Origin of the sequence: Bradyrhizobium sp. 155, from assembly GCF_023101105.1 — a bacterium.
In the GTDB taxonomy this organism is placed as follows: Bacteria; Pseudomonadota; Alphaproteobacteria; order Rhizobiales; family Xanthobacteraceae; genus Bradyrhizobium; species Bradyrhizobium canariense_D.
In genome coordinates this window covers 3904724-3926216 of the sequence record NZ_CP064704.1, presented here as the reverse complement: position 1 = coordinate 3926216, position 21493 = coordinate 3904724, and the positions used below count along the sequence as shown (strand labels likewise).

Below are 21493 nucleotides of genomic sequence, written 5' to 3'. Positions count from 1 at the left end.
AAGCAATCCAGAATCCCTCTGCGGAGAGACTCTGGATTGCTTCGCTGCGCTCGCAATGACGATGGGGAAGGCAGGCGTGCCAAAATTTCAATCCACCGCCTTCACGACATCCGGCGGCTGCGAGGCAAAATACGCAGCGGCCTGCTCGATCTCCAGCGGCGTCATCGCACGGGCAATGTTGCGCATCTCTCGCCGTTGGTCTGGCATTACAGGGCCCACTCTCCAACATCGCCGCCGGCGTCATGCTGCTGCTGTTTCGACCCTTCCACATCGGCAATGACGTCGAGGTCACCTGCATGGCGGGAAAGGTCAAGTCTCTACGGGCTGGTGTGGGGCGCAGCCATCGTCAATCACAGCGCGATCAAGCAGTGCGTGCTCGATCACGTGAGTGCTTAACTCGCGGCTGCGTGAGGGATCTCACCCCCGCGGTCAGCGCGGCGGCCTGCGCTTCACCGCGTGCCGGCGCGGTGATCGTGTCACGCGCGGGCGCAGGCGGGTTACTGCGGCGGCACGTTTCGGCTTGGCCGTAACTTGCGGGCCGCGGGCGAGATCCATCAGCATGCGCAGCGCCTCGACCACGGAGCGCTGACGCACGGCGGTGCGGCCGATGGCGCCAAAGCGATGCTCGCGATGGACGATGCGTCCGTCGCGCGCGGCGGCGGCGAAATGCACGAGGCCAACCGGCTTGCCGGGCGTGGCGCCGCCGGGGCCGGCAATGCCGGTGATAGCGACTGCAAGATCGACGCCGGCACGCTCCAGCGCGCCGACCGCCATGGCTGTTGCCGTCTCCCTGCTGACGGCGCCGAAATTGGTGAGCGTGCTTACCTCGACGCCGAGCATCGCGCGCTTGGCGTCGTTGGAATAGGTGACGAAGCCGCGATCGATGACGTCGGAAGAGCCGGGGATGTCGGTCAGCGCACCGGCAACCAGGCCGCCGGTGCAGGATTCCGCGGTCGCGATCGTCAGCTTGCGCATCCGGCACAAATCGAGCAGCGAGCGGGAGAGGGCGCGTGCGTCGCTGCCGGCCATGGCCTAGACACTCCAGGGCAGACGGATGGTGGCGCTCGCGGTGGCCGCGATGCCTTCCTCGCGGCCGGTGAAGCCGAGCCGCTCGCTGGTGGTCGCCTTGACCGCGACGCGGGAGATGTCGACGCCGGAAATCTCGGCGATGCGCGCGCGCATGGTCTCGCGCAAAGGGCCGATCTTCGGCCGCTCGCAGATCATGGTCACCTCGAGATTGGCGATGCGGCCGCCGCGCTGGGTGACGCGCTCGATGGCGTATTGCAAAAACTGGTCGGAGGAGGCGCCTTTCCACTTCGCGTCGCTGGGCGGAAAGTGCGATCCGATGTCGCCGTCAGCGAGCGCGCCCAGGATGGCGTCGACCAGCGCATGCAGGCCGACATCGCCGTCGGAATGGGCCAGGAAGCCTTTGGTGTGCGGCACGCGCACGCCGCATATCATGAGATGGTCGCCCTCGCCGAAGGCGTGGACGTCGTAGCCCGTGCCGGTCCTGATGTCGCCGAGCAGGCTTGCCAGCCGCGCTTCCTCGCGCACGAAATCCTCGGGAGTGGTGAGCTTCATATTGGCAACATCGCCTTCAAAGGTTGCAACCGTCAATCCCGCCCATTCGGCAATCGCGGCATCGTCGGTGAAATCGCTGCGCCTGTCCTTGGCCGCGCGACGATGCGCTTCGAGGATGACGTCGAAACGAAAGGATTGCGGCGTCTGCGCAATTCGCAACCGCGCCCGGTCCGGCGTGTCCTCGACATTGTCATTCTCGCCGGTGATCTTGATGGTGTCGGTGACGGGAACGACGGGGATCGCCGCGCCGGTGCGGCTGGCCGCATCGATCGCGCGGGTGATCACGCCTTCCGAAACGAAGGGTCGCGCGGCGTCGTGGATCAGCACGATGTCGGGCTTGTGCCTGGCGAGCGCTTCGAGACCGGCGAGCACCGAGGCCTGCCGGGTCGCGCCGCCATTGACCGGCGCCTCGTGGCCGAGCCCTGCGACCGCCGCCGTGAACATGGCGCTGTCGTCCGGGTTCACGACTGGCTGAACTGCGAACACGTCCGCATGACGGCTGAAGGCCTCCATGGCGCGATAGATCACCGGCACGCCGCCGATCTCGCGATATTGCTTGGGGCCACCGGCGCCTGCGCGCAGGCCGCGTCCGGCAGCGACGAGGACGACTGCGGTGCGCTGTGATTTCGCCATAGGACTCAAATACTCATTTGGTGATGAAGAGAGTCGGGGGTGGGGTGATCGCCGCATGCCTCTAGCACGGCAGGCCCGCAATAAAAGGGGGTTTCCCCGGATTGTGGGAAACAGCATTTTGCTGCACTGCACTTGAAAGATTTGCAGAACTGTCTAAACTGTAGGCATGACGCTTGACTGCACAAGAATTGTGCGCAAGATAGGTCATGGCAGGCGCGATGAGGCGCTGCCAACGCAACGAGACCCCTGTGACCGGCTCGGTAGTATCAGGCTCTAAGCCATTGAAGATAGGCGATATTGATGTCGCCACCCCGGTCTTCCTGGCACCGATGTCGGGGGTGACTGACTCGCCCGTCCGCCGGCTTGCCGCGGAGTTGGGGGCCGGTCTGGTGGTGTCCGAAATGACGGCCAGCGACGAACTCGCCAATGGCCATCATATGTCTCGGTTGCGCTGCGAAGCCACGGGGATCGGTCCCCACGTGGTCCAGCTCGCCGGGTGCGAGACGCATTGGATGGCGGAGGGCGCCCGGATCGCTGAAGCCGAAGGCGCCGATATCATCGACATCAACATGGGCTGTCCGGCTCGTCACGTCACCGGCGGCCAGTCCGGTTCCGCCTTGATGCGCGACCTCGACCACGCCGTCAGCCTGATCGAAGCGACGATCGCGGCGGTGAAGGTGCCAGTGACGTTGAAGATGCGGCTCGGCTGGGACGACCGCACCCGCAACGCACCGGAACTGGCGCGGCGCGCACAGGCATCAGGCATCAAGCTCGTCACCGTGCACGGCCGCACCCGCTGCCAGTTCTACAAGGGCGAGGCCGATTGGGATGCGATCCGCGCCGTACGCGAGGCCATCTCCATTCCGCTCGTCGTCAATGGCGACATCACCACTTACGAGAAGGCCCTCGCGGCGTTAAAGGCCTCCGGCGCCGATGCCGTGATGATCGGCCGCGGCGCGCAGGGCCAGCCCTGGCTGCCCGGCCAGATCGGCCGCCGCCTCAAGGGTGGGGCGGTGGAAGCCACGCCGCCGCTCGAGACGCAGCTGCATTATGTGCGCACGCTTTATGAAGGCGTCTGCGCGCTCTACGGCCTGCGCATCGGGCTGCGGCACGCGCGAAAACATCTGGGCTGGGCGCTCGACGTCGCGGCCGATGTGAGCCGTGCGCCGGCCGAGAAGCTGAAATCCTGGCGCCAGAAAATCCTCACCTCGGAGGATCCGCACCTCGTTCACCGGTCACTGCAAGATGCCTTCGACGACTTCGCATGGAGCGCCGCTGCATGAGCTCAGTTGCTGAACATCGTCGGCCGTTTCCGTCCGACAGCGATGCCATCCTGGACGCACTTCCCAATCCCGTGCTGATGATCGGGCCGGACGGCAAAATCGTCGCCGCCAACATCGCAACCGAAGCCTTCTTCGATATCTCGACGCAGTTCTTGAAGCGGCAGTCGCTGAAAGAGCTGGTGCCGTTTGGCAGCCCCTTGCTGGCGCTGATCGACCAGGTGCGTTCGTCGAATGCACCTGTCAACGAGTACAAGGTCGATCTGGGCACGCCGCGCATGGGCGGGGACCGCCAGGTCGATCTGCACGTTGCCCCCGTCACGGAACGGCCCGGCCATATCGTGGTGATGCTCCAGGAGCGCTCCATCGCCGACAAGATGGACCGCCAGCTCACCCATCGCAGCGCCGCGCGCTCGGTGATCGCGCTCGCCGCGATGCTGGCGCACGAGATCAAGAACCCGCTCTCGGGCATCCGCGGCGCGGCGCAGCTCCTGGAGCAGCAGGCCTCCTCGGAAGACCGCATGCTGACGCGGCTGATCTGCGACGAGGCCGACCGCATCGTGACGCTGGTCGACCGCATGGAGGTGTTCGGCGACGAGCGCCCCGTGGTGCGCGGCCCCGTCAACATCCATTCGGTGCTCGATCACGTCAAACGGCTGGCGCAGTCCGGCTTTGCCCGCAACATCCGCTTCGTCGAGGATTACGATCCCTCGCTGCCCCCGGTGCTGGCGAACCAGGACCAGCTCATCCAGGTGTTCCTCAACCTGGTGAAGAACGCCGCCGAAGCGCTGATCGACGTTCCCGACGGTGAAATCCAGCTCACCACCGCGTTTCGCCCCGGCGTCCGCCTGTCAGTCCCCGGTCAAAAATCCCGTGTATCCCTGCCGCTCGAATTCTGCGTGAAGGACAACGGACCAGGCGTGCCGGACGATCTTCTGCCAAACCTGTTCGATCCCTTCGTCACAACCAAACAGACCGGCTCGGGTCTGGGCCTCGCGCTGGTCGCAAAGATCATCGGGGATCACGGGGGCATCATCGAATGCGAATCTCAGCCGCGCAAGACAACCTTCCGCGTGCTGATGCCGATGTATTCCACATCGGTGAAACATGCCGATCAAAGCAGTCACGACGGCTCTGCCGGGAAGTCGTCGTCTGCGTCACAGGGGGCGAAATGAGGATTAACGATGCCCGCAGGTAGCATTCTCGTTGCTGATGACGACAACGCCATCCGCACGGTTCTCAATCAGGCACTATCGCGCGCCGGCTACGAAGTGCGGCTGACCGGCAATGCCGCAACGCTGTGGCGCTGGGTCAGCCAGGGGGAGGGCGATCTCGTCATCACCGACGTGGTGATGCCCGACGAGAACGCGTTCGACCTGTTGCCGCGGATCAAGAAGATGCGGCCGAATTTGCCTGTTATCGTCATGAGCGCGCAAAACACCTTCATGACGGCGATCCGGGCCTCCGAGCGCGGCGCCTATGAATATCTGCCGAAGCCCTTCGATCTGAAGGAGCTGATCGCCATCGTCGGCCGCGCGCTGGCCGAGCCGAAGGAGCGGGTCTCGACGCCGAACGAGGACGCCGAGATGGAGGCGATCCCGCTGGTCGGCCGCTCGCCGGCGATGCAGGAAATCTATCGCGTGCTGGCGCGCCTGATGCAGACCGACCTCACCGTGATGATCACGGGCGAGTCCGGTACCGGCAAGGAGCTGGTGGCGCGCGCGTTGCACGATTACGGCAAGCGCCGCAATGGCCCGTTCGTCGCGGTCAATATGGCGGCGATCCCGCGCGACCTGATCGAGTCGGAACTGTTCGGCCATGAGCGCGGCGCCTTCACCGGCGCCAACACCCGCGCCTCCGGCCGGTTCGAGCAGGCCGAGGGCGGCACGCTGTTCCTGGACGAGATCGGCGACATGCCGATGGAGGCGCAAACCCGTCTGCTGCGCGTGCTTCAGCAGGGCGAATACACCACGGTCGGCGGTCGCACCCCGATCAAGACCGACGTTCGCATCGTGGCGGCCTCCAACAAGGATCTGCGCGTCCTGATCCAGCAAGGCCTGTTCCGCGAAGATCTGTTCTTCCGCCTCAACGTCGTGCCGCTACGGCTGCCGCCGTTGCGCGAGCGCATCGAGGATCTGCCCGATCTCATCCGTCATTTCTTCGCGCTGGCGGAGAAGGACGGCCTGCCGCCGAAAAAGCTCGATACGCTGGCGCTGGAGCGGATGAAGCAGCACCGCTGGCCGGGCAACGTGCGCGAGCTCGAGAACCTCGCCCGTCGCCTCGCGGCGCTGTATCCCCAGGATGTGATCACGGGCTCCGTCATCGACGGCGAGCTGGCGCCACCCACGGTCAGCCCGGGTGCCGCCGTCCAGCATGGCGTCGACAATCTCGGTGGCGCCGTGGAGGCGTATCTCTCCTCGCACTTCCAGGGCTTCCCGAACGGCGTGCCGCCGCCGGGCCTCTATCACCGCATCTTGAAGGAGATCGAGGTGCCACTGCTCACGGCCGCGCTCGCGGCCACCCGCGGCAACCAGATCCGCGCCGCCGATCTGCTCGGCCTCAACCGCAACACGCTGCGGAAGAAGATCCGGGATCTCGATATCCAGGTGTATCGGAGCGGCGGCTAGCCCCACGCAACGGCCGGTGGCTCAGCTCCCCCTACCAAGCGGAGCTGAGCCTGTCCGATCGCGCTGGCCGTCGTGGCTGACGCGGTGAGCAGAAGTCCCGATCGGACTGAAATGTTCCGCAGGAACATTCAAAGGGTGATTTCAGCCGCGGGACGCGGCCTCACACCTATCTGACAAACCGGCCTGAGACCTGTATTGCGCTGGCGACGTTCGCATTGGGCTCCTGCACCCCGAGACCATTGACCAGCAGGTCCGCCGCCACGATCAGCAGCAGCACGGCCGATACCATCATCGCGAGAAAGAACCTGTGCATGCTGGTCAAGCCGCCGGGGCTGGAATCCGTTCCCGCCCTCCGGCATGTCGCTGTGGATACGCGGGTCGGTCGCGGCGGTGACGCCGCGGAATTGTCGCAATTCGGCAACAATGTGGTACGAATACATCAGTAGCCGCCCGCCGCGGCCCCCCGTTTTCAGCACCCATTGCCGGAATGACCAGCGCAGACACCTCGGCCGCATCCTTTGACACGGCCCCAGCAGAAGAGCCCCGGCGTTGGTCGGCGCGACGCTGGCTGGCGCCGTTCGCCGTGGCGCTGGCGCTGCTGTCGGCCTTGCTCACCTTCCTGGTCCTGACCGGCCTCACCAGCATCGAACTGACGCCGCAAGTTGTCCGTTCGTTCTATCTGAGCAACGCAGCCACCATCCTGCTGCTGGTCGGCATCATCATCCGCGAGCTCTGGCAGCTGATCCTGGCGCGACGGCGGGGCAGGGCGGCGGCGCGCCTCCATGTCCAGATCGTCAGCCTGTTCTCGATCGTGGCGGTGCTGCCGGCGGTGCTGGTCGCCGTCGTCGCCAACGTCACCATCGAGCGCGGCCTCGACCGCCTGTTCTCCGGCCCGACCAAGGAGGTGATCCAGAATTCACTGACGATCGCGCGGGCTTACATGCAGGACCATGCGCAGCTGATCCGGGGCGACATTCTCGGCATGGCCAACGACATCGCCCACGCGCGGCCGCTCTACGACCAGGATCGCCGCTCGTTTCGCGAATTGCTGACGTCCAGCGCCGCCTCGCGCAATTTGCCGGGCGCGATGATCATCGACAAGAACACCAACATTCTCGAATCCGCCGACACCGGCATGCGGCTGGCCTATTCGCCGCCGGCACCGGACTTCCTCAGCAACGTCAACGAATCCGAACCCGAGATCGCGGTGCTGCCCGATGCGAGTTTCGTCGCCGCGGTGGTCCGCTTGCGCGCCTTCAGTGACACATTCCTCTACGTCGCACGGCCGCTCGATCCGAATGTCGTCAACCAGCTCAAGCAGACCGAGGTCAGCGTCGCCGAATACGCCCAGATCGAGTCGCGCCGGCTCGGCATCCAGGTCGCGTTCGCGCTGATGTTCGCGGTGATCGCGCTGACCATCCTGATGGCCTCGGTGCTGATCGGCCTCAACTTCGCCAACTCGCTGGTCTCGCCGATCCGACGCCTGATGAACGCGGCCCAGACGGTCTCGACGGGCGATCTCCATGTGAAAGTGCCGGTGCACCAGTCGGAAGGCGACCTCGCCCAGCTGGGTGAGACCTTCAACAAGATGACGGAGGAGTTGCGTAGCCAGCGCGACGAGCTCGTCAACGCCAGCGAGCTCATCGACAGCCGCCGCCGCTTCATCGAGGCGGTGCTGTCGTCCGCGAGCGCCGGCATTATCGGTGTCGATACCTCAGGCAGCGTCGGCATTCTCAACCGTTCCGCCGAAAAGCTGATCGGTCACTCCGAAGCCGAGACGCTCGGCCATCCGCTCTCCGACGTGCTGCCCGAGCTCGAAGAGATGATGAAGACGGCGCGGGAAGGGACCCAGCGCCTGGTGCAGGGGCAGATCACGATCACGCGCGACGGGCAGGAACGCAATCTGTCGGTCCGCGTCAGCGCCGAGAAGACCAGCCAGCCGCACGACAGCTACATCATCACGCTCGACGACATCACCGAACTGGTCTCGGCGCAACGCACCTCGGCCTGGGGCGACGTCGCGCGCCGCATCGCGCATGAGATCAAGAATCCGCTGACCCCGATCCAGCTCTCCGCCGAACGCATTCGCCGCAAATTCGGCAAGGACATCACCGAGGGCAAGGACAAGCAGATCTTCGAACAGTGCACCGACACCATCGTGCGTCAGGTCGACGACATCCGCCGCATGGTCGACGAGTTCTCGCGCTTTGCGCGGATGCCTAAGCCGGTCATGGAGGGTGAGGACGTCGCCGACACAGTGCGGCAGGCGGTGTTCCTGATGAAGGTCGCCCACCCCGAGATCGATATCGAGGCCGAGTTCAAGGAAGACCCGCTGCGCGCCCAGTTCGACCGGCGGCTGATCTCGCAGGCCGTCACCAACATCGTCAAGAACGCCACCGAGGCGATCGAGCAGGTCCCCCTGGAGGAGCTCGGCAAAGGCCGGATCGACGTCGTGGTCTCGCGCGAGGGCGAGGACGTGCTGATCGACGTCGTCGACAACGGCATCGGCCTGCCCAAGGTGGCGCGCTCGCGCCTGCTCGAGCCCTATGTGACGACACGCGCCAAAGGCACCGGCCTTGGGCTCGCGATCGTCGGTCGCGTGCTGGAAGACCATGGCGGGCGCATCGAGCTGAAGGATGCCTCGGACTTCCGCGAGGGCCAGCGCGGCGCCTGGATGCGGATGCGTTTTGCGATCGCCGGCGCTCCCGCGAAAAGCGAGGGGGCCGAACCGGCAGCCGCGGCAACGACCAAGCCGGAAAGCGGCGAAACGGCCACGCAATCCCTCAAGGATCCGGAAACAAAAGAGGCGGCCGTCGAAACCAAAGAGCCGGCTGAAAAGACCAATGATTCAACGAAGATCAAAGCCTCAACAGGCAGCTGAGAAAACAGGCGATCCATGGCAAGTGAAATTCTGATTGTCGATGATGAGGCCGATATTCGGGATCTCGTTGCGGGCATCCTCGAAGACGAGGGCTTCGTGACCCGGACCGCGCGCGACAGCGATACGGCGCTCGCCGAGATCGCCAACCGCAGGCCGCATCTGGTGTTCCTCGACATCTGGCTGCAGGGCTCCAAGCTCGACGGCTTGCAGCTCTTGGAGCAGGTCAAGAAGGACAACCCCGATCTGCCGGTCGTGATGATCTCCGGCCACGGCAACATCGAGACCGCGGTCGCCGCGATCAAGCGTGGCGCCTACGACTTCATCGAGAAGCCGTTCAAGACCGACCGGCTGATCCTGGTCGCCAACCGTGCACTGGAGAACTCGCGGCTCAAGCGCGAGGTCAAGGAGCTGAAGCAGCTCGCGCCGAGCGCAAGCTCGCTGGTCGGCCGCTCGCCCAGCATGAACCAGCTGCGCCAGACCATCGAGCGTGCGGCCAAGGCCAACAGCCGCATCCTGATCGTCGGCCCCGCGGGCGCCGGCAAGGAACTGACCGCCCGCACGTTGCACACGGCCTCGGGCCGCGCCGACGGCCCCTTCGTCGTCATCAACGCCGCTGCGATCACGCCCGAGCGGATGGAGCACGAGCTGTTCGGCATCGAGCAGTCCAACGGCGAGCACGCGCGCAAGCCCGGCGCACTCGAAGAAGCTCATGGCGGCACGCTGTTCATCGACGAGATCGCGGACATGCCGCGCGAGACCCAGAACAAGATCTTGCGCGTGCTGGTCGAGCAGTCGTTCCAGCGCGTCGGCGGCAACGGCAAGGTGCAGGTCGACGTCCGCATCATCTCCTCCACCGCGCGCAACCTCGAAGAGGAAATCGCGGCCGGTCATTTCCGCGAGGACCTCTATCACCGGCTCTCGGTGGTGCCGATCCGCGTGCCCGCATTGTCGGAGCGGCGTGAAGACATTCCGGAATTGATCGACTATTTCATGGAGCAGATCTCCGCGGGCAGCGGCCTGCCCAAGCGGCAGATCGGCCAGGACGCGATGGCGGTACTGCAGTCGCATGTCTGGCCGGGCAATGTGCGCCAGCTCCGCAACAACGTTGAGAGAGTCATGATTCTCGCCGCTGGCGGGCCGGAAGTCATCATCACTGCCGACATGCTGCCGCAGGATGTTGGCTCCATGGTGCCCGCGATGCCGACCAGCAACAATGGCGAGCACATCATGGGCCTGCCGCTGCGCGAAGCGCGCGAAGTGTTCGAGCGCGACTATTTGATTGCACAGATCAGCCGTTTTTCAGGAAATATTTCTCGCACGGCCGAGTTTGTCGGCATGGAACGCTCGGCGCTGCACCGGAAGTTGAAGGCGCTCGGCGTCGGCTAACGCTGCGACGTCGTTGGAATAGGCGAGGAAAATCATCGATTTCCGTAGTTTTTCGGGGCAATACGGCATGGGCTGCCGCGTGAAGCGGCTTGCCTAATAAGCCTACCTGTCCTCTAATTGAACCGCTGTCCCCCCGAGGGGGATCTCATGAGGGACGGCAACCGGACGAGGACCCCGAGTTTCAAAAGAGGGCCGCAACCGGCGCAATAAAAAGAAACTCAAAGCGAGAAAAAAACAATGGCGGCAGACCGCGCACAAAACCTGCAGGACACCTTCCTTAATCACGTTCGCAAAACCAAAACGCCACTGACGATCTTTCTGGTCAACGGAGTGAAGCTCCAGGGCATCGTGACCTGGTTCGACAATTTCTGTTTGCTGCTTCGGCGCGACGGTCACTCGCAGCTCGTCTACAAGCATGCGATCTCGACCATCATGCCGGGCGCGCCGATCCAGCTGTTCGAAGGCGGCGAGGATCAGCCGGCTTGAGAGTGATCTGATTGGAACCCCGGAATTTCGACGGGGATGCCGACCGTCCGCGGTCGGCAGGGGGTACGCAGACGGGGCGGGTGCTTGTCATCGGTCCCTATTTGCGGGTGCGCGCAGGCAGTGCCGACGCGCAATCGGAAGCTCATGTCGTGCGTGACGCGGAAGCCCGGCTCGACGAAGCCGCCGGCCTCGCGCGCGCGATCGATCTCGTCGTTGCCGACGCCATCATCGCGCCGATCAGCCAGATCCGCCCTGCGACCTATATCGGCAAGGGTAAGGTCGAGGAGATCGCCGCGCTCGCCAAGAGCCTCGACGTCGAACTCGTGGTGATGGATTGCGCGCTTGCGCCGATCCAGCAGCGCAACCTCGAGAAGGAGTTGCAGGCAAAGGTGCTCGACCGCACCGGTCTCATCCTGGAAATCTTCGGCCGCCGCGCCAAGACCAAGGAAGGCTCGCTCCAGGTCGAGCTCGCGCATCTCAACTATCAACGTTCGCGCCTGGTGCGCTCATGGACCCATCTCGAGCGCCAGCGCGGCGGCTTTGGATTCATGGGCGGTCCCGGCGAGACGCAGATCGAAGCCGACCGCCGCCTGATCCAGGAGCGCATCTCCAAGCTCGAGGGCGAACTGAAGAAGGTGCAGGCCACACGCCGCCTGCATCGCGCAGGCCGCCAGCGGGTGCCGTACCGCGTCGTGGCGCTGGTCGGCTACACCAATGCCGGCAAATCGACGCTGTTCAACCGCCTGACCCGCGCCGACGTGCAGGCCGCCGACATGCTGTTCGCCACGCTGGATCCGACCCTGCGCGCGCTCACCCTGCCGCATGGCGGCAAGGCGATGCTGTCGGACACCGTCGGTTTCATCTCCAATCTGCCGACGCAGCTCGTCGCCGCCTTCCGCGCCACGCTGGAGGAGGTGCTGGAAGCCGACGTCATCCTGCATGTGCGCGACATCTCGCACGACGATGCCGAGGCGCAGCAGAGCGACGTCGACGCGGTGCTGCGCCAGCTCGGCATCAATCCCGATGATTCAGGCCGCATCATCGAGGTCTGGAACAAGATCGACCGTTATGGTCCCGAACAGCGCGAAGAACTCTTGAATATCGCCGCGCGCAGGCCGGAGGACCATCCCGCGATGCTGGTGTCGGCCGTGTCGGGCGAAGGGGTCGACGCGCTGCTCGCCGCGATCGAGGAGCGCTTGGCCACCAAGCGCATCACGCTCGACCTCTCCATCGATGCCTCCGACGGCGCCGGCATCAGCTGGCTGCATCGGAATTCCGAAGTGCTGGCGAAAGAGCTGCACGACGGCCGCTTCGACATGACGGTGCGGGTGGACGAGACCAAGCGGGACATCGTGGTGAACCGGTTCGATGCCGTGCCGCGACTGTCCGCGTAGTTAGTGTCGTCCCGGCCGAGTTAGCGGCCGGCTTGCTTGCGCTCCTCTGGTGACGACTGCTTCGCACTCTTCGCCTCATTCCACAACGCGTCCATCTCCGCCAGCGACGCCTGCTCGAGGGTCCGCCCCTGCGCCTCCAGCGCCCGTTCGATATAGGCAAACCGCCGCTCGAACTTCGTGTTGGTCGCCCGCAGCGCGGCTTCCGGATCGGCATCGACATGGCGGGCGAGGTTGACCAGCGCGAACATCAGGTCGCCGGTCTCTTCCGCCAACCCCTCGCTGTCGTTGCGATCGAGTGCGGCCTCGATCTCGTCGGCTTCCTCGCGGATTTTTGCCAGCACCGCGCGCGGATCGTTCCAGTCGAAGCCGACAGTGGAGGCCTTGCGCTGCAGCTCCATGGCGCGCGTCAGGGCGGGCTGGCCGGCCTTCACGCCTGACAGCAGCGACTTGTGGGACGGCGCTTCCTGGGGTGGCCGGCGCGCGGCGCGCTCGGCTTTCTCTTCGGCCTTGATGCGGTCCCAGACTTCCTTGACGTGGGAGGAGGCGAGATCGCCGTCCTTGTCGGCGAAGACGTGCGGATGGCGCCGGATCATCTTGCGGGTGATGGCCTCGACGACATCGCCGAAGGCAAAGGCGTTCTGCTCCTCGGCCATCTGAGCATGGAACACCACCTGCAGCAGGAGGTCGCCGAGCTCCTCGCAGAGGTCGTCGAGATCGCCGCGGCTGATGGCGTCGACCACCTCATAGGCTTCCTCGATCGTATAGGGCGCGATGGTCGCAAAATTCTGCTCGAGGTCCCAGGGGCAGCCGGTCACCGGCGTGCGCAGCGCCGCCATGATTTCGATCAGGCGGGAAATGTCGCGGGAAGGGGTCATTGCGGGGCAGTCTCCTGGCTCCCATGCCTTATGCCAAAAGCGAGCCCCCGTTCCCAGCGCAGCGCGGCGGAACAGGGTGATTTCCACCGGTTGGCGGGCCAGATTGGCGAGCCGCGTGCGCAGTGCTAAAGCGCGGGCCATGACTGACGCATCTTCATCCGAAACCGCGCTGGTGCTGTTCTCCGGCGGCCAGGATTCCACCACCTGCCTCGCCTGGGCGCTGAATCGCTTTGCGCGCGTGGAGACGCTGGGCTTCGATTACGGCCAGCGCCACGCCATCGAGCTGGCCTGCCGCGACCGGCTGTTCGACGGCATCAGGGGCCTGCGCACGGACTGGGTTTCCAGGCTCGGGGAGAGCCACACGCTGTCGATCCCGACGCTGGCGGCCGTGTCCGAGACGGCGCTGACGCGCGACGTCGCGATTGCGATGGGCGCCGACGGCCTGCCGAACACGTTCGTGCCCGGCCGCAATCTGGTGTTCTTGAGTTTTGCCGCGGCGCTGGCCTACCGGCGCGGCATCAGTCACATCGTCGGCGGCATGTGCGAGACCGACTATTCCGGTTATCCCGATTGCCGCGACGACACCATCCGCGCGATGCAGGCCGCGCTGTCGCTCGGCATGGCCCGCAAGTTCGAGCTGCATACCCCGCTGATGTGGATCGACAAGGCCGCGACGTGGAAGCTCGCCCATGACCTCGGCGGCGACGGGCTGGTCGACCTCATCCGCGAGCAGTCGCACACCTGCTATCTCGGCGAACGCGGCACGCCCCATGATTGGGGCTACGGCTGCGGCGAGTGCCCGGCCTGCAGCCTGCGGGCGAAGGGGTGGCGGGAGTATGTGGCGGGGCGGTGATACCATAGACTCGGTGTCATCACCCGCGAAAGCGGGTGATCCAGTACTCCGAGAAGGTAGCGATAATCGACAGGCCGCGGCGTACTGGATTCCCCGCCTTCGCGGGGAATGACAGTGTTGGTTGGGGTTAGAGTGTACCCAAGCAACGCGCAAAGCGACTACGGCGCAAAATCCTCCGCCTTCAGCTCAATCGGCTTGCCGTGCGGGGTGCGATCCGCGGCGTGGTCCCAGGCGTCGCGGTAGCGATGCAAGGTCTCCGCAGACGCAACGCCCTTGCGCGCGACCAGCCCCTCAAGCGTGGCGAGCCAATGGAGATAGTAGGTCTCGCCCGTATCGGGATCGCCGGCCGCCTGCGCGCGCTTGATCTCGGAGGCCAGGGCTGCCGCCCATTCGGGCCAGGTGAACACGCCGCGCTCGTGCAGCGTCAGCGCCATCGCGAAGGCGTGCGCCTCCCAGGGCGCGCGGAACACCGGGCCGTCATCATCGCGCGGAATGCTCGGGATCGCTGCCGTCGCGGCAGCAGCAGCCGTGCTGCTCATCACGCCGGGTCCAGATACGGCTCGAACGCATCGATCGAGACTTTCGAGGTCGGATCGCCGTCCGCACCCCAGAGATCGCGGCCCTCGAACACGACGGTGTAGAGCCATTGCGGATTTTCGCCAAGCTCCATCGCCGCCGAGTCCGGAAACACGTGGCAGCCATGGTTCAGCTCGACGATTCCGACATGACCGCGCACGTAGCGCGGCAGGCGGGTGTGGGTCGCCGGGTGAATGTTCTTCGCGCGGACCTTGTCACCGATCTTGAATTTCGCCGGCGCCGGGGCGGGGCGGGCGAACTTGCCGCGCACCATGATGCGCTCGAGCTGGCCGAGATCGAACCTGCCGTGCTTGAGCGCCTTGGCCGGCTGCATCGCGTGGCCGGCGGCGACTTCCTCCCGGGTGAGATAGCCTTTCTCGATCAGCATCTCCTCGAGCCCGAGAAACCATTTCTTGTAATAGGAGCTCGAGAGATAGACATGCGGCGGAATCGTCTCGCGATAGAAGCGCGAGGTGTCGATGTTGAAGGCGCCGGCGGCGCCCATCGCGCGCACCATGGCGAGAACACGCGATTCCCATTCCTCGTGGAACACCGGCTCGTTCAGCTCCGGCTCGACCTTGCCGAAGCCGTCCATGCCGCCCATGTCGTGCACGCCGTTCATGACGGCGCCCCCGGCGCCTTGGGAAAGCCGGTGCCGATCATGGAATCGCGCGTGACCAGCTCGGCGAGCTGCTCCTCGCTCCAGCCTTCGGTCCCCGCGGGGCGCATCGGCAGCACCAGAAAGCGCGTTTCGGCGGTCGAATCCCATACCCGGATTTCAACGTCCTTGGCGACTTGCACGCCGAAATCGGCGAGCACGCCGCGCGGGTCCTTCACCGCGCGGGAGCGATAGGGCGCGGCCTTGTACCAGACCGGCGGCAGCCCCAGCATTTCCCAGGGGTAGCAGGAGCACAGGGTGCACACGACCATGTTGTGACGTTGCGGCGTGTTCTCGACCACGACGAGGTGGTCGCCGACGCGGCTGACATGGCCGAGCGTGCCGATCGCCTTCGAGCCGTCCTCCAGCAGCGCCGTCTTGAACGCCGGATCGCTCCAGGCCTTGGCGACAACGCGCGCGCCGTTATGGGGGCCGATCCGGGTCTCATAGGCCTGGATGATGGCGTCGAGCGCGGCCGGCTCGACATAGCCTTTTTCGGTCAGGATCGTCTCGAGCGCGCGCACGCGCAGCTCGGTCTCCGACAGCTCGGAATGGTCGTGATCGTGGTGATGATGGTCGCTCATGGGGCGAAGATAGTCCCAGAATCCGGGCGTTGTCGAGGCGAAGACTCTGCTAACATCGCACCATGGGCTGGGCTGCAAGAACCGGAATAACCGTCGCAATCGCGGCTCTTGGCGCATTCGCGGCGCAGGATGCGCGCGCCGCGAATGGCGCCTATGCGGTCGATGCCGCCGACATTTCCGATGTGGGCTCCTGCAAGGTGGAAAGTTGGCTGTCGGCGGCTTCCAACACGGATTTTTCGGCGGTCGCCAATCCCTCGTGTGTCGTCGATCCCTTCAGGCCGATCGAGCTGAGCCTGCAGACCATCCGGGCCCGGAGCGGCGGCGACTGGAGCACGACAATCGCGCCAAAAGCCAAGACGAATTTCGCCCCGACCGGAATCGGCCGGTGGGGATTGTCGGCCTATGGCGGCGGATCGTTCGACGCGGCGACCGGCGAGGCGCTATCCGCCTTTGCCGTCATCCCCGCGACCTTCCGCCTGTCGGAGACCATGCGCATCAACGTCAACGGCGGCTGGCTCTGGGATCGGACGGTGGATCGCCATTACCTGACCTACGGCATCGGCTTCGATTGGAAATTCACCGACACGCTGCAATGGACGATCGAGGCGTACGGGCAGGCCGGCGCCGCCGAGGTCGCAAGCATCGTGCAGCCGCGTTTCCAGACCGGTGTCCGCTACCGACCGAACGAGATATTCTCCGTCGATCTGATCTACGGCCGCAACATCACCGGCGAAAATGCCAACTGGATCACCATCGGGACCACGATCCGGTTTCCGGTCCATGGAAGCGAACCCGAACATCGGCGCACCGGGCATCTGTGAGCGCCAGGAAGACCAAGACCAGGGGAGTTTGCGTTGCCTGACTATGTCAAGATCGAGAAGGGCCTCGGGCCGGAGGGACGGATTGCGGTGGTGCGGTTCGACCGCGGCGACGGCATCAATGCGCTATCGCCAGAGGCTTTACGCCAGCTCACCGCGGCCGCGCGCAGTTTTGAGGATGACGCCGCAACCTCTGCCGTGGTGCTGACAGGCAGCGCGGCTGCGTTCAGCGCCGGCTTCGACCTCAAGGATGCCGAAGGCCGCGCGCGCAAGGACATGGACCTCGGCACGCTGCGGCGGCATCTCAAGCTCGGACCGCGCCTGACCCACGCCTGGCAGGAGATGGAGCAGATCACGATCGCCGCCATCGAGGGGTTTTGCGTCGGCGGCGGCGTGGCGCTGGCCGTCGCGCTCGACCTCCGCGTCATGGGACGCGATGCCCATCTGCGCGTGCCCGAGATCGGCCTCGGCATGAACATGAGCTGGCAGAGCATTCCGCGCATGCTGCATCTGATCGGCCCGGCGCGCACCAAGCAGGCGGTGGTCCTGGCCGATCAGCGCATCAGCGCGGATGAGGCCTATGAGTGGGGCCTGGTCGAGCAGGTGGTCGATCCCGGCCATGCGTTCGATGCCGCGATGGAGCTTGCGCGCAAGGTGGCAGCGCAGCCGCCGCTCTCCGTTGCCATGACGAAACTCACGGTCAACCGGCTGGCGCATGCGCTGGATAATCTCGCCAGCCACATGGACGTCGACCAGTTCGCCCTGGCAAGCCTTAGCGAGGACCATAAGGAGGGCGTCGAGGCGTTCCTGACGCGACGCAAACCGAAGTTCAGAGGGCGGTAGAAGCCGGCCAGGCATTGATTGCGCCGCGGACTATCCGTATACGCGGCGCTGGGACAAAATAGGCCCGATCAACGGGCCGGCAGACGACAATGACGATCGAGGGGGAGGGCCGATGACCACTGGCACGCAGGCACCCGAGACGAAAGGGTTTCGCTGGAAGCTGATCGCGCCGCTCGCGGTATGGCTGCTGATCTATCTGTGGCCGGTGCCCGCAGGGCTCAACGCCAATCAGTGGCACTATTTTGCGATCTTCGCGGCCGTCATCACCGGGCTCATCCTGGAATCGATGCCGGTCGGCGCGGTCGGCCTGATCGGGCTGACGGTTGCCGGCGTCGGCGGTTATATCGATCCCGATCCGACCAAATCGCTGCGCTGGATGCTGGCGGGCTTTGCCGAGAGCACGGTGTGGCTGATCGTCGGCGCCTTCGTGTTCTCGATCGGGTACCGCAAGAGCCAGCTGGGCCGGCGTATTGCGCTCGTGCTGGTGCAAAAGCTCGGCACCAACACGCTCGGTCTCGGCTATGCGGTGGCGATGTCGGACTTCTTGCTGGCGCCGGCGACACCGTCCAACACCGCGCGCAGCGGCGGCATCGTCTATCCCATCATCAGCAACATCCCGCGCATCTACGGCTCCGAGCCAGGACCGACCGCCGGCAAGATCGGCACCTACGTGATGTGGACCGCGTTCGCGTCGACCGCCGTCACCAGCTCATTGTTCTTCACCGCGCTGGCGCCCAATGCAGCGGCGCTCGCCATCGCCAAGAAGACCGCCGGAATCGACGTCAGCTGGGCGCAGTGGTTCATCGGCTTTGCGCCGCTCGGCCTGCTCCTGATGGTGCTGGTCCCGCTGCTCAGCTACGCGGTCTGCCGCCCCGAGGTGAAGAGCAGCCCGGAAATTTCCGAATGGGCATCGAAGGAGCTCGCGGAGATGGGCCCGATGTCGCGCAATGAATGGATCATGCTGGCGCTGATCTTGCTCGCGATGTTCCTGTGGATCGCGGGCTCGAGCCCGGACATCCGCGTGCCGCTTCTGGGCTCGAATTTCGTCAACGCCACCACCGTCGTGTTCATCGTGATCTCGCTGATGCTGGTGACGGGCGTGATCGAGTTTGCCGACATCGTCGCCGAGAAGGGCGCCTGGGAGGTGTTCTTCTATTTCACCTCGCTGCTGACGCTGGCCTCGGGCCTCAACGAGATCGGCTTCATCAAATGGTTCGCGACCGAATACGCAAAGCCGCTCGCCGGGCTGTCGCCGTCGACCGCAATGCTCCTGCTGGTCGCGCTGTTCTTCTGGATCCACTATTTCTTCTCGAGCATCACCTCGCATGCCGCCGCCGTGCTGCCCGTGGTGCTCGCGGTCGGATCCGGCATCCCCGACCTACCAGTCACGACGCTCGCCATGCTCTGCATGTATTCGCTCGGCCTGATGGGGGTGATCTCGCCTTACGCGACCGGGCCGGCGCCGATGTATTTCGGGAGCGGCTATATCGGCAAGGGTCAGTTCTGGGGTTTTGGGCTGATCTTCGGGGTGCTCTATTTCGCGGGGCTGCTGCTGATCGTATGGCCCTGGTTGCAGGTCCACTGAGTCGGGCGGGAGGGCAATACGGCGGCAGATGAATTTTCTTCAGCGGGAAGACATTTGGAAAACTTCGTCCAACTCCCCGCAAATATCTGACATTGCCAGAGCGACCCGAAAGGGCGATTGTGCGTGCTGCGGTGCAGCGCGCTCCAGCCGAGTCCTCATCGCGGTTTCACTCTCCGTCGCTTGATGCGACCGTTCCCGGATGCCCAGGGGCAAGGGAACTATTGTGCATGAAGGCCGCCTCCATGAACGTCCACCCGTCGCTCGCGATCGGACAGCCGATCGAAAAGTTTGACGCGATCTCAGCTCACGCGATCTCACCTGCCGCGACTGCGTCCGACGCGATGGTCCGCTTCGAAGGCATCTCGAAAACCTATCCGGCCTATCGCGGCAAGCCCGGCGTCAATGCCCTGCAAAACATCGACTTCGCCATCCCGCGCGGTTCGATCACCGGAATCATCGGCCGCTCCGGCGCCGGCAAATCGAGCCTGGTCCGGCTCATCAACGGCCTGGAGAGGCCGACCACGGGCCGCGTCGTCGTCGATAACAGAGATATCTCGGCGCTCTCGGGCCGCGACTTGCGGCTGGCGCAGCGCTCGATCGGCATGATCTTCCAGCACTTCAATCTGCTGTCCTCCCGCACCGCTGCCGCCAACATCGCGCTGCCGCTGGAGATCGCCGGCTGGGCCAAGGCCGATATCCGCGCGCGCGTGGCCGAGCTGCTTGCGCTCGTGGGCATCGCAGACAAGCACGATCGCTACCCGTCAGAACTCTCCGGCGGCCAGAAGCAGCGCGTCGGCATTGCCCGTGCGCTCGCGACGCGGCCGAGCGTGCTGCTGTCGGATGAGGCGACCTCGGCGCTCGATCCGCAGACCACGCGGGCGATCCTCGATCTGCTCGCGAACATCAACCGCGAGCTAGGCGTGACCATCGTACTGATCACCCATGAGATGTCCGTGGTGCGCCAACTTGCGGGGGATGTCGTGGTGCTCGATGCCGGCCGCGTCGTCGAGAGCGGCCATGTCGCCGACATCTTCACCTACCCCAAGCATCCGATCACGCAATCCTTCCTGGCCGAAGTAATCGGAGACAGCCTGCCGGTGTCGCTGGCGAGCCGGATCGTTTCGGAGCAGCCTCCGGCCGGACAGGCCGTGATCCGCGTCCAGGTGCGCGGGGCAGGGGCCGGCGACACGATGGTGGCGCGGCTGGCGCGCGAGCTCGGCCTCGACGTGTCGCTGCTGTCGGCCCGCATCGACGAGATCGGCGGCCAGCATGTGGGCTCGCTGACGCTTGGTATCCCTCTCGGCATGTCCGGCGGCGAGGACGCGACGACGCGCACGCTGGCCTGGCTTTCACAATATCAATTCCCCGCGGAGCGTCTCGGCTATGTCGCCTGAACTCATCAACCTGATCATCCAGGCGACCGGCGAGAGCCTGTACATGGTCGGGCTCGCCGCGCTGATCGGCACCGCCTTCGGCCTGCCGCTCGGCGTCTTTCTCGCGACCAGCCGGAAAGGCGAGCTGTTCGCGGCGCCCATCGTCAATCGCGTGCTCGGTGCCGTCGTCAACGCGACGCGATCCACGCCTTTCATCATCCTGGTCGTCGCCATTATCCCGTTCACGCGGTTGGTGGCCGGCACCTCGATCGGATCGACGGCCGCGATCGTACCGTTGACGATCGCATCGGCGCCGTTCATCGCGCGCCTGGTCGAGGCCGCGATCCGCGAGGTCGATGGCGGCCTGATCGAGACGGCGTCCTCGTTCGGGGCCTCGCCGATGCAGATCGTGCTCAAGGTGCTGATCCCCGAAGCGCTGCCGGGTCTTCTGCTGGCGCTGACGCTCGCGGTTGTCAGCCTGCTCGGCTATTCCGCCATGGTCGGCGCCGTCGGAGGCGGAGGCCTGGGCGATCTCGGCATCCGCTACGGCTATCAGCGCTTCATGCCGGAGATGATGCTGGCCGTCGTCGTGGTGCTGATCGCGCTGGTGCAGCTCGTGCAGAGCGCCGGCGATTATCTCGCGCGCCGGGTCAATCGCCGGGTGCGACATCGCTGACGCCGTTTAAGACATTTCGAACAAGCAGGTTCTTGTCGGTCTGGAAGCATTCCAAACTTCGAGACACGACTGAGTGCATTCGTCGCACGCGTTGCGCACGCGTCTGGAGAAATTCTAACGCAGTTCCTATGGCACTCCGAAATCGCCTGCGTTAGGGCGAGGCATCAAAAACGATACCGGCGAAGCCGGCAGTGCGTGGGGCCTCGACAAACGTGACCGATTTCCAACTTGCTTCGCGTGCCGACACGCGTCGTCGACAGATACAGACTCTCTTCCTCGGAGCGGCCAGCACATTTGCTCTCGTCGTTCCCTTCGGTGCCGTGGAGGCGCAAACGCAGATCCCCGCCGTCACCGTCGAAGCCCCGGCTCAGCGCGCCTGGCCTG

General features: G+C 65.0%; 20 protein-coding genes and 1 pseudogene. 14 read left to right on the top strand and 7 right to left on the bottom strand.

All coding sequences use genetic code 11. The annotated features are described in order from the left end of the window. Window positions 1-182: 182 nt before the first annotated feature. A pseudogene (locus IVA93_RS41195) lies at window positions 183-276 on the top strand (mechanosensitive ion channel family protein); the annotation flags it as partial. Window positions 277-429: 153 nt separating this feature from the next. Here IVA93_RS41195 and IVA93_RS19165 read toward each other — a convergent pair. Then, window positions 430-1029 (bottom strand): CinA family protein, encoded by a 600-nt coding sequence (locus tag IVA93_RS19165; protein ID WP_018457822.1) that lies wholly within the window; start codon window positions 1027-1029, stop codon window positions 430-432. A 3-nt stretch (window positions 1030-1032) separates the two neighbouring features. Next, entirely contained in the window at window positions 1033-2214 is a 1182-nt protein-coding gene (locus IVA93_RS19160; protein ID WP_018457823.1) for a bifunctional 2-C-methyl-D-erythritol 4-phosphate cytidylyltransferase/2-C-methyl-D-erythritol 2,4-cyclodiphosphate synthase, read from the bottom strand. A gap of 281 nt (window positions 2215-2495) precedes the next feature. Between IVA93_RS19160 and dusB the strand changes: the two genes are divergently transcribed. Genes dusB through ntrC form a run of 3 tightly spaced genes read left to right on the top strand, consistent with a single transcriptional unit; the run spans window position 2496 to window position 6121 of the window. Beyond that, window positions 2496-3497, top strand: coding sequence for a tRNA dihydrouridine synthase DusB (gene dusB / locus IVA93_RS19155; RefSeq protein ID WP_018457824.1), 1002 nt, complete (start codon window positions 2496-2498; stop codon window positions 3495-3497). Beyond that, a complete protein-coding gene (locus IVA93_RS19150; protein ID WP_026233448.1) occupies window positions 3494-4669 on the top strand; it encodes a two-component system sensor histidine kinase NtrB in 1176 nt (391 codons plus the stop codon). Before dusB ends, IVA93_RS19150 begins: the two co-directional genes overlap by 4 nt. Window positions 4670-4678: 9 nt before the next feature. After that, window positions 4679-6121, top strand: a complete 1443-nt coding sequence (ntrC, locus tag IVA93_RS19145; RefSeq protein WP_247789910.1) for a nitrogen regulation protein NR(I) — start codon at window positions 4679-4681, stop codon at window positions 6119-6121. Between the two features lie 166 nt (window positions 6122-6287). On the opposite strand, the gene IVA93_RS19140 is transcribed toward ntrC, so the two are convergent. Then, window positions 6288-6434, bottom strand: coding sequence for a hypothetical protein (locus IVA93_RS19140; protein WP_018457826.1), 147 nt, complete (start codon window positions 6432-6434; stop codon window positions 6288-6290). A 174-nt stretch (window positions 6435-6608) separates the two neighbouring features. Here IVA93_RS19140 and IVA93_RS19135 point away from each other — a divergent pair, with 174 nt between their 5' ends. The 4 genes from IVA93_RS19135 (at window position 6609) to hflX (ending at window position 12268) form a co-directional block, all read left to right on the top strand. Beyond that, complete coding sequence (locus IVA93_RS19135; RefSeq protein WP_018457828.1) at window positions 6609-9002, top strand: sensor histidine kinase; 2394 nt, start codon at window positions 6609-6611, stop codon at window positions 9000-9002. 15 nt (window positions 9003-9017) lie between these two features. After that, window positions 9018-10388: a nitrogen assimilation response regulator NtrX gene (gene ntrX, locus IVA93_RS19130; protein WP_007591127.1), complete on the top strand. Its 1371-nt coding sequence runs from the start codon at window positions 9018-9020 to the stop codon at window positions 10386-10388. A 237-nt stretch (window positions 10389-10625) separates the two neighbouring features. Then, window positions 10626-10874: an RNA chaperone Hfq gene (hfq, locus tag IVA93_RS19125; RefSeq protein ID WP_007591126.1), complete on the top strand. Its 249-nt coding sequence runs from the start codon at window positions 10626-10628 to the stop codon at window positions 10872-10874. Window positions 10875-10885: 11 nt separating this feature from the next. Next, a complete protein-coding gene (hflX, locus tag IVA93_RS19120; protein WP_247368382.1) occupies window positions 10886-12268 on the top strand; it encodes a GTPase HflX in 1383 nt (460 codons plus the stop codon). Window positions 12269-12288: 20 nt separating this feature from the next. On the opposite strand, the gene mazG is transcribed toward hflX, so the two are convergent. Beyond that, window positions 12289-13143 (bottom strand): nucleoside triphosphate pyrophosphohydrolase, encoded by an 855-nt coding sequence (mazG, locus tag IVA93_RS19115; protein ID WP_247368378.1) that lies wholly within the window; start codon window positions 13141-13143, stop codon window positions 12289-12291. Window positions 13144-13282: 139 nt separating this feature from the next. Here mazG and queC point away from each other — a divergent pair, with 139 nt between their 5' ends. Next, window positions 13283-13996, top strand: a complete 714-nt coding sequence (gene queC, locus IVA93_RS19110) for a 7-cyano-7-deazaguanine synthase QueC (protein ID WP_247368375.1) — start codon at window positions 13283-13285, stop codon at window positions 13994-13996. A gap of 158 nt (window positions 13997-14154) precedes the next feature. On the opposite strand, the gene IVA93_RS19105 is transcribed toward queC, so the two are convergent. The 3 genes from IVA93_RS19105 to nthA are packed head-to-tail and all read right to left on the bottom strand — an operon-like array spanning window position 14155 to window position 15814. Continuing rightward, window positions 14155-14535, bottom strand: a complete 381-nt coding sequence (locus IVA93_RS19105; RefSeq protein ID WP_018457832.1) for a nitrile hydratase accessory protein — start codon at window positions 14533-14535, stop codon at window positions 14155-14157. Next, complete coding sequence (gene nthB, locus IVA93_RS19100) at window positions 14535-15194, bottom strand: nitrile hydratase subunit beta (protein WP_247368372.1); 660 nt, start codon at window positions 15192-15194, stop codon at window positions 14535-14537. The genes IVA93_RS19105 and nthB overlap by 1 nt, the downstream gene beginning before the upstream one ends. Further along, complete coding sequence (gene nthA, locus IVA93_RS19095; protein WP_247368369.1) at window positions 15191-15814, bottom strand: nitrile hydratase subunit alpha; 624 nt, start codon at window positions 15812-15814, stop codon at window positions 15191-15193. Before nthA ends, nthB begins: the two co-directional genes overlap by 4 nt. Before the next feature lie 62 nt (window positions 15815-15876). On the opposite strand from nthA, the gene IVA93_RS19090 reads away from it, so the two are divergent. From IVA93_RS19090 to IVA93_RS19070, 5 genes are all read left to right on the top strand, one after another. Beyond that, window positions 15877-16635, top strand: a complete 759-nt coding sequence (locus tag IVA93_RS19090) for a PA4824 family protein (protein WP_247368367.1) — start codon at window positions 15877-15879, stop codon at window positions 16633-16635. Between the two features lie 33 nt (window positions 16636-16668). Next, window positions 16669-17475 carry an enoyl-CoA hydratase/isomerase family protein gene (locus IVA93_RS19085; protein WP_247368364.1) on the top strand — a complete coding sequence of 269 codons (807 nt, stop codon included), beginning with the start codon at window positions 16669-16671 and terminating at the stop codon, window positions 17473-17475. Between the two features lie 112 nt (window positions 17476-17587). Further along, window positions 17588-19060, top strand: a complete 1473-nt coding sequence (locus IVA93_RS19080; protein ID WP_085349813.1) for a DASS family sodium-coupled anion symporter — start codon at window positions 17588-17590, stop codon at window positions 19058-19060. A 227-nt stretch (window positions 19061-19287) separates the two neighbouring features. Further along, the gene (locus tag IVA93_RS19075; protein ID WP_198957646.1) at window positions 19288-20454 is read left to right on the top strand and encodes a methionine ABC transporter ATP-binding protein; all 1167 of its coding nucleotides are present in this window, start codon (window positions 19288-19290) and stop codon (window positions 20452-20454) included. After that, window positions 20444-21109: a methionine ABC transporter permease gene (locus IVA93_RS19070; protein WP_247452917.1), complete on the top strand. Its 666-nt coding sequence runs from the start codon at window positions 20444-20446 to the stop codon at window positions 21107-21109. Before IVA93_RS19075 ends, IVA93_RS19070 begins: the two co-directional genes overlap by 11 nt. The last annotated feature ends 384 nt before the right edge of the window (window positions 21110-21493 follow it).

Bases quoted from the DNA above. Each gene is read 5' to 3' on its own strand.
- queC (WP_247368375.1), top strand. From the start codon at position 13,283: ATGACTGACGCATCTTCATCCGAAACCGCGCTGGTGCTGTTCTCCGGC.
- nthA (WP_247368369.1), bottom strand. From the start codon at position 15,814: ATGAGCGACCATCATCACCACGATCACGACCATTCCGAGCTGTCGGAG.
- IVA93_RS19140 (WP_018457826.1), bottom strand. From the start codon at position 6,434: ATGCACAGGTTCTTTCTCGCGATGATGGTATCGGCCGTGCTGCTGCTG.
- ntrC (WP_247789910.1), top strand. From the start codon at position 4,679: ATGCCCGCAGGTAGCATTCTCGTTGCTGATGACGACAACGCCATCCGC.
- IVA93_RS19135 (WP_018457828.1), top strand. From the start codon at position 6,609: ATGACCAGCGCAGACACCTCGGCCGCATCCTTTGACACGGCCCCAGCA.
- IVA93_RS19090 (WP_247368367.1), top strand. From the start codon at position 15,877: ATGGGCTGGGCTGCAAGAACCGGAATAACCGTCGCAATCGCGGCTCTT.
- IVA93_RS19105 (WP_018457832.1), bottom strand. From the start codon at position 14,535: ATGAGCAGCACGGCTGCTGCTGCCGCGACGGCAGCGATCCCGAGCATT.
- nthB (WP_247368372.1), bottom strand. From the start codon at position 15,194: ATGAACGGCGTGCACGACATGGGCGGCATGGACGGCTTCGGCAAGGTC.
- mazG (WP_247368378.1), bottom strand. From the start codon at position 13,143: ATGACCCCTTCCCGCGACATTTCCCGCCTGATCGAAATCATGGCGGCG.
- IVA93_RS19150 (WP_026233448.1), top strand. From the start codon at position 3,494: ATGAGCTCAGTTGCTGAACATCGTCGGCCGTTTCCGTCCGACAGCGAT.
- IVA93_RS19160 (WP_018457823.1), bottom strand. From the start codon at position 2,214: ATGGCGAAATCACAGCGCACCGCAGTCGTCCTCGTCGCTGCCGGACGC.
- IVA93_RS19165 (WP_018457822.1), bottom strand. From the start codon at position 1,029: ATGGCCGGCAGCGACGCACGCGCCCTCTCCCGCTCGCTGCTCGATTTG.
- IVA93_RS19075 (WP_198957646.1), top strand. From the start codon at position 19,288: ATGAAGGCCGCCTCCATGAACGTCCACCCGTCGCTCGCGATCGGACAG.
- hfq (WP_007591126.1), top strand. From the start codon at position 10,626: ATGGCGGCAGACCGCGCACAAAACCTGCAGGACACCTTCCTTAATCAC.
- IVA93_RS19080 (WP_085349813.1), top strand. From the start codon at position 17,588: ATGACCACTGGCACGCAGGCACCCGAGACGAAAGGGTTTCGCTGGAAG.
- IVA93_RS19070 (WP_247452917.1), top strand. From the start codon at position 20,444: ATGTCGCCTGAACTCATCAACCTGATCATCCAGGCGACCGGCGAGAGC.
- ntrX (WP_007591127.1), top strand. From the start codon at position 9,018: ATGGCAAGTGAAATTCTGATTGTCGATGATGAGGCCGATATTCGGGAT.